Source organism: Actinosynnema sp. NPDC049800 (assembly GCF_040656635.1).
Classification (GTDB): domain Bacteria; phylum Actinomycetota; class Actinomycetes; order Mycobacteriales; family Pseudonocardiaceae; genus Actinosynnema.
The window spans coordinates 17,684-31,474 of sequence record NZ_JBFAMT010000079.1 but is presented as its reverse complement, the minus strand read 5'-3'; the positions used below and the strand labels follow the sequence as shown (position 1 = coordinate 31,474).

At 72.8% G+C, this 13,791-nt stretch carries 5 protein-coding genes; 3 read left to right on the top strand and 2 right to left on the bottom strand.

Annotated elements, in window-relative coordinates:
* Positions 1 to 336: 336 nt before the first annotated feature.
* Positions 337 to 1,770: a type VII secretion-associated serine protease mycosin gene (gene mycP / locus AB0I91_RS41600; RefSeq protein ID WP_499611602.1), complete on the bottom strand. Its 1,434-nt coding sequence runs from the start codon at positions 1,768 to 1,770 to the stop codon at positions 337 to 339.
* A gap of 4 nt (positions 1,771 to 1,774) precedes the next feature.
* Positions 1,775 to 3,169 (bottom strand): type VII secretion integral membrane protein EccD, encoded by a 1,395-nt coding sequence (eccD, locus tag AB0I91_RS41595; protein ID WP_498786045.1) that lies wholly within the window; start codon positions 3,167 to 3,169, stop codon positions 1,775 to 1,777.
* A gap of 307 nt (positions 3,170 to 3,476) precedes the next feature.
* On the opposite strand from eccD, the gene eccCa reads away from it, so the two are divergent.
* From eccCa to AB0I91_RS41580, 3 genes are all read left to right on the top strand, one after another.
* Positions 3,477 to 7,481, top strand: a complete 4,005-nt coding sequence (eccCa, locus tag AB0I91_RS41590) for a type VII secretion protein EccCa (RefSeq protein WP_499641790.1) — start codon at positions 3,477 to 3,479, stop codon at positions 7,479 to 7,481.
* Positions 7,482 to 7,716: 235 nt separating this feature from the next.
* Positions 7,717 to 10,464, top strand: coding sequence for an AfsR/SARP family transcriptional regulator (locus AB0I91_RS41585; protein ID WP_499641789.1), 2,748 nt, complete (start codon positions 7,717 to 7,719; stop codon positions 10,462 to 10,464).
* Between the two features lie 531 nt (positions 10,465 to 10,995).
* Positions 10,996 to 13,791 (top strand): AfsR/SARP family transcriptional regulator, encoded by a 2,796-nt coding sequence (locus AB0I91_RS41580; RefSeq protein WP_499641787.1) that lies wholly within the window; start codon positions 10,996 to 10,998, stop codon positions 13,789 to 13,791.

Genomic DNA, 13,791 nt, shown 5'->3' with positions numbered 1-13,791 from the left:
GCCATCCAACGGCAGAGGACTGATTGCCACACCCCACCAACCCGGGCGTCCGGAACATCGTGTCCCGGACGATCAAGAGCTTATGGAGGACTGAGTCGAATCGCCGTGTTGGATGGCCGCTGCTCCGCAGACGGCGGCTCGGTCGCCTGGAAGTCGGTCATCCGCCGCTGATCCCGCGACAATCGAAAAGCGTGATTGCCGCGGGATGAGCAGCGGATGACCGACGCGACCTCGCGACGTGGCGTCACCACGAGGGAAGCGAGCGGCGTCACCACGAGGGAAGCGAAAGGGCCGCCCCGGAGGGCGGCCCTTGTCGTGTGCGGCCTAGATGGCGCCCTAGATGACAGAGCGTTTTGGTGGTGTGACCAGGCGCCTGGCGCGGTTGCGGTTCACGGTGTGGACGATGAACATCGTCAGCAGGAGCAGGCCGACGCCCGCGCCCGTGCCCGACAGCGCCACGATCATGGGCGTGCTGCTCGGCGGGTTCAGCGGACCGAGGTCGGTCATCAGCTGCTCCGGGTTCACCGGCTTCGCGCCCGGCTGCTCGAACGGCAGCTCGGCGGTCAGCGCGGCCACCGGGTTGATCATCCCGTAGCCGATCTTGTGGTCACGGCCGTTCGGGTTGCCCGGGTGCTGGGCGGTCGCCTTGATGCGCTCCATCACCTGCTTCGCCTTCAGCTTCGGGAACCGCTCGCGCACCAGCGCGACCACGCCGGCCACGTACGGCGAGGCGAAGCTGGTGCCCTGGATCGCCACCGGCCGGCCGTTCTCGAAGTTGGCGTTGGTCAGGCCCTTGCCCGCCGGGTCGAGCGTCACGATGTTCTCGCCCGGCGCGGCCACGCTGATCCACGGGCCCCACACCGAGAACGGCGAGACACCGCCCTCGGCGTTCATCGACGCCACGGACAGCACGTTGTCGGCGTACCAGGGCGGCGACGCGACCACGTTGACGTTCTCCGTGGCCTGGCCGTCGTTCTGGGCCTGGCAGCCGCTCTTCGCGTCGATGTTGCCCGCGGCGGTCACGATGACGACGTCCTTGTCGTTCACCGCCCAGTCGATCGCGGCCTGGAGCTCGCGCTCCTGGTTGCTCGGCTCGGCCGGCGGCGCGCAGGCGGTCAGCGAGATGTTGATCACGCGCGCGCCCTGGTCCACGGCGGAGACGATGGCCTTCGCCAGGGTGCCGACCTTGCCCGCGGACGGTCGGTCGTCCAGGTTGGCCGGGTCGTCGTACTCGAAGCTGTTGCTGGTCTGCCGGAACGCCAGCACCGTCACCTCGGGCGCGGCGCCGACGAACCCGGTCTCGTCGTCCCGGCTGGCCGCCGCGACGCCCGCGACCTCGGTGCCGTGGCCGTCGCAGTCGTGGACACCGCGCTTCTCGGTCTCCACGTAGTCGCCGCCCTCCAGGACCCGGCCTTCCAGCCGCGGGTGGGCCTTGTTGACACCGGTGTCGATGATGGCGAGCTTGATGCCCTTGCCGGTGGCGAACCGGTGCGCCTCCTCCAGCCGCAGCTGCATCTGGCCCCACGGCTTGTTCGGGATGGGGCGGTCCTCGGTCCTGGAGGTGATGCAGCCCTGCTTGGGCTTGTAGTCGACGTCTTCCTTCGGCGGCTCGGGCTGGCGCAGGAACGACCGGTCCACCGGCGGCGGCTGCGAGTTCGGCCGGGCGTTCGGGGTCGACGTCGTCGACGCCGGCTGGGCGTACGCGCCGGGCGCGGTCAGCAGGGTCACGGCCGCCGCGGTGAGCGCGGCGATCTTGTGGATGCGCATCATCGCCTCACGCGGGGATGAGCTGGCGCATGGCCACGTAGAGGTCCATCACCGCCAGCGCCAGCGGCAGCACCGCGGCGATCAGGATGGCCTCGAGCACGTCGACCGTCCGGCGCAGCACCGGGGAGAACTTCTGGTTGGGGAAGATCACGCCGAGCACCAGCGCGCCCGCGCCGACCACCACGAGGGTGCCGAACACGTACAGCAGCCGGTCGCCGGGCGAGGACTGCACCAGCCACCCGAACAGCACGCCGGCGCCCGCGACCATGCCGCTGGCCAGCAGCGCCACCGCCTGCGCGCCGTTGGCGTAGGCACGCCCGCGCAGCAGCAGCACCAGCGTCACCACGATCGCCAGCAGCGGGCCCCAGATGGAGCCGTCGCCCGCCGCGATCACGGCGAACAGGGCGGCGACGCCGCCGCAGCCGATGATCATGCCGGTCAGGTACTCGTGCGCGTTGGCCGTGCGCCGCTCGATCACGGAGTACTCCGGGAAGCCGGTGTCCTCCTTGAGGTCCTCCGCGCTGCCCGGCACGGTCGGCAGCGGCAGCTTGGCCAGCTGGATCGTCAACCGGGGCAGCACGGACAGGGCGGCGAGCGAGACCGCCGCGGTGGCCGCCGCGATGCCGTGCACCGGGTGGTCGACGAAGATCCCGATGAGGAACGCGAGGCCGCTCAGCGCGCCCGCCGTGGCGGCGGCGATGAACACCGTGATGCCGCGGCCGATCAGCATGATCGAGGCCGAGGCGAAGATCAGCACCAGCACGCTGCCCAGCAGCAGGCTGGGCCGGCCGATCTCGCCGGGCACGATGTAGAGGCCCGCGACGAAGGCCATCGGCAGCCCGCCCGCCGCGGCGACCAGCACGCCCGTGCCGACGGCGTTGTAGGACCGCGCCACGACCGCGCCCGCGATGAGCGACGCGATGGCCACCACGCCCGCGCAGATCGCCGGCACGAGGTTGCCGCCGCCCGCGAGCGGGCCCGCCATCAGCACCGCGATCGCGGCCGTGATCAGCGCCAACGCGCCCGCGAGGTGGCCGTAGCGGCGTGCCGTGTCCTTGGTCCACGGCCGGAAGCTGTCCGGATCGGACTCCGCGATCGCGTCGACCACGTCGTCGTACAGCGGGGGCGGCGGGTTCTCGTTGCGCTTGCGCAGCTGCAGCAGCTCGCCGTCGACCACGCCGAGCGAGGCCAGCGTGCGGCTGGGGTCCAGTGGGCCCTCGCCCAGCTTGGCCAACGCCCAGCCGCCGTGCCGCACGCCACCGTCCGGAGTGGCCTCCTTGGCCATGTCCAGCAGCATCGGCAGCAGGTCGGCCACCGCGACGTCGGCGGGCAGCGCGACGTCGATACGCGTTCGCGGCGCAACCACCGTCACCCGGCTGAACACCGTCGTTCCGGTCGCCACCAGCGCCCCCTAAGTCCTGATGAGTGTGTGCTGTGGTCCGTCCCGACCCTATTGGTCCGGTCGGACGCGCTTCGGCCCGCCCCTGGAGAGGAGCGGACCCAGTATGGGGGCAGCGGGCCTCCGGGCTGGGCCGTTCCGCGCAACACGTCACAACACGTTGGCCGCGGATTTGCCCGACCCCCCGTCGTTCGGGGTTCCGATGCGCCATAGTGTCGTTGCGACTGTGGCGGGCCCACACGCCCCGATCGGGATTCGAGCGCAGTCGGGCTGATCGTTTACGGATCGACGCTGAAGAGGTGCCTGTTAGGTGAGCACGCTGCAGTTCAAGCGCACGGCACGCCTCGCTGCTCCCCGCCCACCCGGCGGTGAGGTCCACCTCGAACCGCCACCCGAGGTGCCGCGGGTCATCCCCGGCAACATCATGATGAAGGCGATGCCCGTCGTCATGATCATCTCGTCCGTCGGCATGATGGTGCTGATGTTCAGCTACAGCGGGCGCAGCCCCGCTGCGATGATCATGCCCGGCATGATGCTGGTCTCGACCATCGGCATGATGGCCGGCGGCATGGGCGGCGGCAAGGGCCAGAAGAAGGCCGAGATGAACGAGGACCGCAAGGACTACCTGCGGTACCTCGGCCAGATGCGCGACCGCGCCCGCGAGGCCGCCAACGAGCAGCGCGCCGAGCGCGAGTGGGTCCACCCGGACCCGCAGATGCTGTGGTCGCTGGCCACCACCCGGCGCATGTGGGAGCGCCGGCAGAACGACCCCGACTTCTGCCACCTGCGCGCGGGCCGCGGCTCGCAGCGGCTGGCCACGCGGCTCGTGCCGCCGCAGACCGGTCCCGTCGAGGAGCTGGAGCCGATCGCGACGCTGGCGCTGCGCCGGTTCGTGCGCGCCCACTCGCTGGTGCCCGACCTGCCGATCTCGATCGCGCTGCGCGGCTTCGCCGCCGTCGGCCTGCTCGGCGAGATCGAGGAGAAGCGCGGCCTGGCCCGCGCCCTGCTGGCCCAGATGGTCACCTTCCACTCGCCGGACGACCTGCTGGTCGCCGTCGTCACCACCGGCCGCACCAAGGCCGAGTGGGAGTGGATGAAGTGGCTGCCGCACGTGCAGCACCCGGCGATCGTCGACGGCATCGGGCAGATGCGGATGATGGCGGGCTCGCTGGCCGAGGTCGAGCAGATGCTGGACGAGCAGTTGCGCGACCGGCAGCGGTTCACCCGCAACGCGCCGCCGCCCGCCGACCAGCCGCACATCGTGATCCTGATCGACGACGGCGACGTCACCCGCGAAGAGCAGATCATCCTGGAAGAGGGCCTGGTCGGCGTCACGCTGTTCGACCTGTCCGAGTCGCTGGGCAACCTGACCGCCCGCCGCGGCCTGCGGCTGGTGATCGAGGACGGCAAGCTCGGCGCGCGCAGCGCCAGCGGTGTGGAGTGGTTCGGCGCGCCGGACTGGCTGAGCGTGGTCGAGGCCGAGGCGCTGGCCCGGCGGCTGTCGCCGTACCGGATCGGCGGCGTGGACGCGGGCGGCAGCGACGAGGACCCGCTGTCGATGAGCAACAACCCGCCGCTGCTGGAGTTCCTGGGCATCCCCGGCGACCCGATGACCTTCGACGTGCAGGCGGCGTGGCGGCCCCGGCCGGTGCGCGACCGCTACCGGGTGCCGTTCGGCATCGGCGAGTTCGGTCAGCAGGTCGAGCTGGACATCAAGGAAGCGGCGATGGAGGGCATGGGCCCGCACGGCCTGTGCATCGGCGCCACCGGTTCCGGCAAGTCCGAGTTCCTGCGCACGCTCGTGCTGGGCATGCTGGCGACGCACTCGTCGACCTCGCTCAACATGATCCTGGTCGACTTCAAGGGTGGCGCGACGTTCCTCGGCCTGGACAAGGCGCCGCACGTCGCCGCGACGATCACCAACCTGGCGGGCGACCTGACGCTGGTCGACCGCATGAAGGACGCGATCGCGGGCGAGGTGTCCCGTCGCCAGGAAGTGCTGGCCAAGGGCAACTACAAGAACGTGTGGGACTACGAGAAGGCGCGGGAGAACGGCGCCGACCTCGACCCGCTGCCGGCGTTGTTCATCTGCATCGACGAGTTCTCCGAGATGCTGACGGCGAAGCCGGACTTCATCGACATCTTCCTCCAGATCGGCCGCGTCGGCCGGTCGCTGCAGATGCACATGCTCCTGGCGTCGCAGCGGCTGGAGGAGGGCAAGCTGCGCGGCCTGGACACGTTCCTGTCCTACCGGATCGGTCTGAAGACGTTCTCCGCCGCCGAGTCGCGCGCCGCGATCGGCGTGCCGGACGCCTACGAGCTGCCGCCCATCCCGGGTTCGGGCTACCTGGGCGTGCAGGGCTCGCCGCTGACCCGGTTCAAGGCGCTGTACGTGTCCGGTCCGTACCGGCCCGCCGGGTTGCAGGTCGCGGGCCCGTCCGCGCCGGTGACCAGCGACAAGCGGCCGCGCTACTTCGTGCCGGACTACATCGAGATCCCCAAGGAGCCGGTCAAGCCGATCGAGCCGGTCAAGCAGGCGAAGAAGGAAGAGGACTCCAACGAGCCCTCGGAGCTCGAGGTCATCGTCGAGCGGCTGGTGGGCCAGGGCCCGCCGGCGCACGAGGTGTGGCTGCCGCCGTTGAACGAGCCGCCGTCGCTGGACACGCTGCTGCCGCCGTTGCAGGCGACCGAGGACCGCGGCCTGACCGCGCCCGGCTTCTTCTCCAACGGCAAGCTCCAGGTGCCGCTCGGCGTGGTCGACAAGCCGTTCGAGCAGCGGCGCGACCTGCTGTGGGCGGACTTCTCCGGCGCCGCGGGCCACGGCGCGATCGTCGGCGGTCCGCAGTCGGGCAAGTCGATGATGCTGCGGACGCTGATCACGTCCATGGCGTTGACGCACACCCCGCAGGAAGTGCAGTTCTACTGCCTCGACCTCGGCGGCGGCACGCTCGCGTCGCTGGAGAACCTGCCGCACGTCGGTGGGTTCGCCAGCCGGTTGGACGTGGACAAGGCGCGCCGGATGGTGGCCGAGCTGTCGGGCCTGATCACCGAGCGCGAGCAGCGGTTCCGCGCGCAGGGCATCGACTCGATGGTCGAGTTCCGCAACCGCAGGCGGCGCGGCGAGATCCGCGACGACGACTTCGGCGACGCGTTCCTGATCGTGGACGGCTGGATGAACTTCCGGCAGGAGTTCGAGGCGCTGGAGCCGATGGTCCAGGCGCTGGCCGCGCAGGGTCTGTCCTACGGCGTGCACGTGGTCGTGGCGGCGAACCGGTGGGCGGAGATCCGGCCCGCGATGAAGGACCTGCTCGGCACGCGGTTCGAGCTGCGCCTCGGTGACGTCAGCGAGTCCGAGGTGGACCGGAAGGTCGCGGTCAACGTGCCGCCGGGCCGTCCGGGTCGCGGTCTGTCGCCGCAGAAGCTGCACTTCCTGACCGCGCTGCCGCGCGTCGACGCCTCGTCGGACGCGGAGAACGTGGCGGCGGGCGTGCAGGACATGATCGCCAAGGTGAGCGCCGCGTGGCGCGGCCAGCGCGCGCCGCAGGTCCGCCTGCTGCCCGACCTGCTGCCCTACCACGACTTCATGGCCCAGGTGCAGCAGCAGCGGCCGAACCGGGGCCACCTGGTGCCGATCGGCGTCAACGAGGACGAGCTGGCGCCGGTGTACCTGGACTTCGACGCCGACCCGCACTTCATGGCGCTGGCCGACGGCGAGGCGGGCAAGACCAACCTGCTGCGCACCATCGTGCGCGGCATCATGACCAGCTACACCTCGTCCGAGGCGCTGATCATGCTGGTCGACTACCGGCGCACCATGCTCGGCTACATCGAGACCGACCACCTGCTGTCCTACGCGGTGTCCTCGGCGCAGCTCACGGACATGATCAAGGACGTCCGCGGCTCGATGGCCAACCGCCTGCCCGGCCCGGACGTCACCCAGGAGCAGTTGAAGAACAGGTCCTGGTGGAAGGGCCCGGAGCTGTTCGTGGTCGTGGACGACTACGACCTCGTCGCGCCGCAGGGTTCGCAGAACCCGCTGCAGCCGCTGGCGGAGTTCATCCCGCAGGCGAAGGACGTGGGTCTGCACATCATCGCCGTGCGGCGCATGGGTGGCGCGTCGCGGGCGATGTACGACCCGATCCTGGGCAAGCTGAAGGAGATCTCGGCGCCGATCATGGTGGGTTCGGGCTCGAAGGAGGAAGGGGCGATCGTGGGCAACCTCAAGGCGTCGCCGCAGCCTCCCGGCCGGGGCACGCTGGTCACCCGCAAGCTGGGGCAGCAGCGCATCCAGCTGGCGTGGATCGACCCGGACTGAGTCGGGTCGCCGCTGCTCCGCGGACGGCGGCTCGACCGACGCGACCTCGCGACGCGAACGACGGGAAGGCCCCGCTCCGGCGGGGCCTTCCGCGTTCCCGGTGCTCCGGCCCCGCCCCTCCGGCCCGCCCGTAATTCGCCGGCCCGCCCTGGGACAGTGGTGGGAAGTTGACTCTGGGTATCCGGGGAGTGTCGGTGCGCTGCCTTATGCTGCGCCCCGCACTGGAGGGGGTGGCGTGGAGACTGAGTTCAAGGTGCTCGGGCCCCTCGAGGTCTGGCACGACGGCAGGCAGGTGGCGCTGCCGACGGGCAAGGCGCGGGTGCTGCTGGCCAGCCTGCTGCTGCGCGCGGGCAGCGTGGTGCCGACGGACCTCCTGGTCGACCGGCTCTGGGACGGCCGGTCGGTGAACCCGGGCCGCACCAGGGCGACGTTGCACATGGTGGTGACCCGGCTGCGCCAGTCGCTCGGCCCGGCGAACGTGGTCCGCACCGCCACCGGCGGGTATGCGGCGGAGGTGCCGCCGGGCGCGCTCGACCTGCACCGGTTCCGCGAGCTGGTCGACCGCGACCGGCTGGCAGAGGCGCTGGGCCTGTGGCGCGGCGCGCCGCTGTCGGACGTGCCGTCCGACGTCCTGCACGCCGAGGACGTCGCGCCGCTGCTGGAGGAACGCCTCGACGCGCTGGAACGGCGCCTCGACGTGGACCTGGCGGCGGGCAGGCCCGCGGAGGTGGTGCCCGAGCTGCGGTCGCTGACCCGTGAGCACCCGTTGCGCGAGCGGTTCTGGGGCCAGCTGATGGAAGCGCTTTCCCGATCGGACCGGCAGGCCGAGGCACTGGCCGCCTACCGGTCGGTGCGCGCGCTGCTGGCCGAGCAGCTCGGCGTCGACCCCGGCCCGCGCTTGCAGGAGCTGCACCAGCGGATCCTCACCGCCGCGCCGGTCGCCGCGCGCCCGGACGCCCGGGACACCCCGAGCACGCCGCGGCAGCTCCCGATCCACACCCGGTTCTTCGTCGGGCGCGACGGCGAGCTGGCCGCGCTGTGGGCGCTGCTCGACTCGGCCGGCGGCGCGGGCGGGGTGGTGATCGCGGCGATCAACGGCGCGGCCGGCGTGGGCAAGACGGCGTTGGCGCTGCACTGGGCGAGCCAGAGCGCGCACCGCTTCCCGGACGGCCAGCTCTACGTGAACCTGCGCGGTTTCGACCCGACGGGTGAGCCGGTGAGCCCGGACGAGGCGTTGCGCGGGTTCCTCGGCGCGTTGGGCGTGGCGCCGGAGCGGGTGCCGTCCGGGTTGGACGAGCAGGTCGGCCTGTACCGCAGCCTGCTGGCCGAGCGCCGGGTGCTGGTGGTGCTGGACAACGCGGCGGACAGCGAGCAGGTGCGACCGCTGCTGCCGAGCGGCCCGCGCTGCCTGGCCCTGGTGACCAGCCGCAACCAGCTCGACGGGCTGGTGGTGCGCGAGGGCGCGCAGCCGTTGCCGCTCGGCGTGCTGACCGACGGTGAGGCGACCGCGCTGCTGGTGCGGCAGCTCGGCGCGCAGCGGGTCGGCGCGGAGCCGGCCGCGGTGCGCGAGCTGATCGGGCACTGCGCGGGGCTGCCGCTGGCGTTGTCGGTGGTCGCGGCACGTGCGGCGGCGCACCCGGACTTCGCGCTGCGGGCGTTGGCCGGCGAGCTGGCCGACGAGCGGACCAGGCTGGAGGCGCTCGACACCGGTGAGGCGACGACCAGCGTCAAGACGGTGTTCTCCTGGTCCTACGAGCGGTTGAGCCCGGCCGCGGCCCGGATGTTCCTGCTGCTGGGCGTGCACCCGGGGCCCGAGGTGTCGATCCCGGCGGCGGCCAGCCTGGCGGGCGTGCCGCTGCGCGCCGCCCGCCAGAACCTGGGCGAGCTGAGCAGGCTGCACCTGATCGCGGAGCCGGTGCCGGGCCGCTTCACGCTGCACGACCTGGTGCACGCGTTCGCGCGGGACCTGGTCGCGGTGCACGAGGACCAGGGCGGGCCGCGCGAAGCCCTGCGGCGGTTGCTCGACCACTACCTGCACACCGCGAACACGGCCGACCGGCTGCTGTACTCGCAGCGCGAGGAGGTGCCGATCGCCGAGCCCGCCCGCGGCGCGGTGGTCACGGAGCTGACCGAGCGGGCCGACGCGCTGGCCTGGTTCGGCCTGGAGCAGGCGTCGCTGTTCGCCGCGGTGGGGCACGCCGCGGCGCACGGTTTCGACACCCACGCCTGGCAGTTGGCGTGGACGACCACGGCGTTCGCCCGGCTGCGGGCGTTCTGGCACGAGCAGGCGCGGTGCCTGGAGATCGCGTTGGCCGCGGCACGGCGGCTGGGCGACCGGGTCGCGCTCGCCTCGACCAACCGGGCCCTCGGCCGGATCCTGATCACGCTGCGGCGGTTCGCCGAGTCGGCGTCCTACCTCACCGCCGCGCTCGACCTGGCGTGCGAGCTGGGCGACCGGCAGAGCCGGGCGCACATCCACCGGCACCTGGCCGGGCTGTACGAGGGCTGGAACATGCTGCACGAGGCCCTGCACCACGCGGAACGGGCGTTGGCGCTGTTCGAGGAGCTGGGCGACCGGGCGGGCACGGCCCGCGCGCTCAACGCCGTCGGCTGGGCCCGCGCGATGCTCGGCGAGGACCTGCACCGGGCGCTGGCCGACTGCGGTCGGGCGCTGGCGCTGTTCCGCGAGGTCAACGACGTGCTGGCGGAGGCGGCGACGTGGGACAGCCTCGGCTACGTCCACCACCGCCTGCACGACCTGGACGAGGCGGTCCGCTGCTACCGGGAGGCGCTGCCGCGGTACCGGGAGAGCGGTGACCGGTACGAGGAGGCCGCGACGCTGCAACGGCTCGGCGACACGCACGTGCTGGCGGGCGACCACGACGCCGCGCGCGAGGTGTGGCAGGCGGCGTTGGACATCCTGGACGAGCTCGGCCACGGCACGGCGGAGGCGTTGCGGGCGAAAGTGGCCGGCCTGCCGTGACCGGGTCCGCCGTCGTGGGGCCCGTCGGCCGCTCCGACACCGCGGGCTCCTCTGCGGGGAGAGCGGAGGAGCCCGCGGGCCCGGTCGTCACCGCGGCGCGGGCCGGGCAGGCGCGTCGTCCCTCGACGTGCACCTGCCACCGGGACCGGATCCCCCCTGGTGCGCACCTCCGGCCCCGCGCCCTCTGGGGGTCGCGGCGGTGAACGGCCTCAACTGTGCAAGAAGAGCCTCACAGTCCCCTCACTGCCGGCTCACCCAGCGCCGGTCGACAGTGGCCACCGAGTCGTCGGCGACCCGCCGGCAGTACGGCTACCGACCGGACGAGGCGCGCGAGCTGCTCTCCTGGCGGCGGTCGCGCCCGGTCACGAGGAGTTCGCGGCCCGTGCCGGAGTTTGTAAACTGGCCTCGGTCAAGGAGGGGTATGGCGGCTCGGTTCACGGTTCCAGGGCTCCCCGCGCCTTCGACCACCGTGCCCTCCGCACGTCGCGCGACCGGCCCCTCGCGCCCACCGGTCGTGGCGGGACAGCCGGCGTGATCGCGTCGCGGTTCAACGTCCTCGGCCCGATCGAGGTGTGGCACGGCGACGAGCCGGTGCCCATCCCCGCCGGCCGGGCCCGACTGCTGCTGGCGGTCCTGCTGCTGCGGGCCAACCAGCCGGTGACGGCCGACGAGCTGGTCGACCGGCTGTGGAACGGGGAGGCGCCCAACCCGGACCGCGCCAAGGCCACGTTGCAGATGGTGGTGCGACGCCTGCGCCAAGCCCTCGGCGAGGCCAACGTGGTGCGCACGACCACCGGCGGCTACCTGGCGGAGCTGCCGCCGCACGCGCTGGACCTGCACGAGTTCCGCGACCTGGCCGCGCGGGGCCGGTTCACCGAGGCGCTGGAGCTGTGGCGCGGCACGCCGCTGTCCGACGTGTCGTCGGACTCGCTGCACCGCGACGAGGTCGAATCGCTGCTGGAGGAACGCCTCGGCGTGCTGGAGCGCCGCTTCGACGCCGAGCTGGCGGCCGGTCGCGGCGGCGGTCTCGTGGGCGAGCTGCGGTCGCTGACGAAGCAGCACCCGCTGCGCGAGCGGTTCGGGGCGCAGCTGATGGCCGCGTTGCGGGCGTCCGGCCGGCGTGCCGAGGCGTTGACCGCCTACGCGGAGATGAGGACCGTCCTCGCCGCCGAGCTGGGCGTCGAACCGGGACCGGAGCTGCGGGCGCTGCACGCGGCCCTGCTGACCGAGGACGACGGCGGCCCGCCGGCCGTGCGGCTGCGCGACCACCTGCCCCGCGACCTGCCCGACTTCACCGGGCGGGCCGACGAGCTGGCCGCGGTCGAACGGATCGCCGAACGCGGACTGGTGTGCGCGGTGGACGGGATGGCGGGCGTGGGGAAGACCGCGTTCGCGGTGCACGCCGCGCACCTGCTGTCCGACCGGTACCCCGACGGCCGGTTCTACATCGACCTGCACGGCTACACCGAGGGCCGGGAGCCGCGCGAGCCGCTGGACGCGCTCGCCGTGCTGCTGTACTCGCTGGGCGTGCCGCGCGAGCGCGTGCCGGTCGGGCTGGACGAGCGGGTGGCGTTGTGGCGCTCGGAGATGGCCGGGCTGCGCGCCGTCGTCGTGCTGGACAACGCGTTCGACGCGCTCCAGGTCCGGCCGCTGCTGCCGTCGACGCCCGGCTGCCTGGTGATCGTGACCAGCAGGCGCAGGCTCGTCGGGCTGGACGGCAGTCACGCGCTGTCGCTGCCGGTGCTGCCCGGACCGGCCGCCGTCGACCTCTTCCGGCAGGTGGCGGGCCGCAGCACGCTCGACCCCGCCGCGCTGACCCGGCTGGTGGAGCTGTGCGGCCACCTCCCGCTGGCGATCCGGCTCGCCGCGGCCAGGCTGCACCACCGGGCCGCCTGGTCCGCGGAGTACCTGATCGACCGGATCCGGGACGAGCGGCGGCGGCTGCGCGAGTTCGCCGCGGACGACCGGGACGTCGCGTCCGCGTTCGCGGTGTCCTACCGGACGCTGGACGACGTGCAGCGGCGCGTGTTCCGGGCGCTGGGCCACCACGTCGGCGAGGACGTGGACCGCTACTCCGGCGCGGCGCTGTCGGGCCTGCCCGCGCAGGTGGTGGACGAGGTGCTCGGCGCGCTGGTCGAGGTGAACCTGGTCGAGGAACCGCGCCAGGGCCGGTTCCGCCTGCACGACCTGGTGCGCCAGTACGCGCAGGGCACCGCCGAGCCGGACGACGCTGCGGTCGTCCGGCTGCTCGACTACTACCTCGCGGTGGTGAAGGCGGGCGACGAGGCGCTCTACCCGCTCCGGCCGCGGCTGCCCGTGCGCACGACCGACGCCTCGCTGGAGCTGCCGGGGTTCGACACCGCGGGACCTGCCGTGGAGTGGTTCGAGGCGGAGCGCGAGAACCTCGCCGCCGCGGTGCGCCACGCCGCCCGCACCGGGCTCGACGATCACACCTGGCAGCTGCCGTACCTGCTGTGGGGCTTCTACTACCACGGCGGTCACGTCTCGGACTGGATCTCCACCCACGAGATCGCGCTCGACGCGACCGTGAGGCTGGGCGACGACCGGGCCCGGGCGCGCATCGTCAGCGGGCTGGCCGGCGGCTACTGGGCCAGCGGGCGCAGCGAGGAGGCGCTGACCCGGTTCCGGGAGGCGCACGCGCTGATGGAGGCGGGCGGCGAGCACGCGCCGGCGTCCGTGCTGCTGGGCAACATCTGCGCCTGCCTCGACCACCTCGGGCGGCACGAGGAAGCGCTGGAGGTCGGGGAGCGCGGTGTCCGGATCCAGCGGGAGCGGGGCTTCCTGCAGCACCTCTCGCTCACCTTGTGCAACACGGCGTCGTCGTTGATGAGGCTGGGCCGCTACGAGGAGTCGATCGAGCGCTACGGGGAGGCGATCGAGGCGTGCGCGGCGGTCGGCGACGAGCACACCGAGGCCGCCGCGCTCATGGAGGTCGCCCGGCCGTTGAGCGCGCTGGGCCGGGAGGACGAAGCGCTCGACAGCGCCATGCGCGCGTTGGCCGCCATGGAACGGCTGGCCGACGCCACCGCCGCGGCCGAGGCGGCGAACGTGGTGGCGGAGATCCACCGCAAGGAGGGCCGGCTGGACGAGGCGCTGGACTACTTCCGCCGCACGCTCGGCACCCTGGACCAGGCGACGATCCCGTGGGAGCACGCCGACGCCCTGGCCGGCATGGCGGACGTGTTCGACCGGCGCGGCGACCGGGCGGCGGCCGTCGAGCACCGGTGGCGGGCGATCGACCTGTACGAACGGCTCGGCAGCCCCCGTGCGGCGGAGCTGAGGGCCCGGACGGGGCACGGCGGCTGA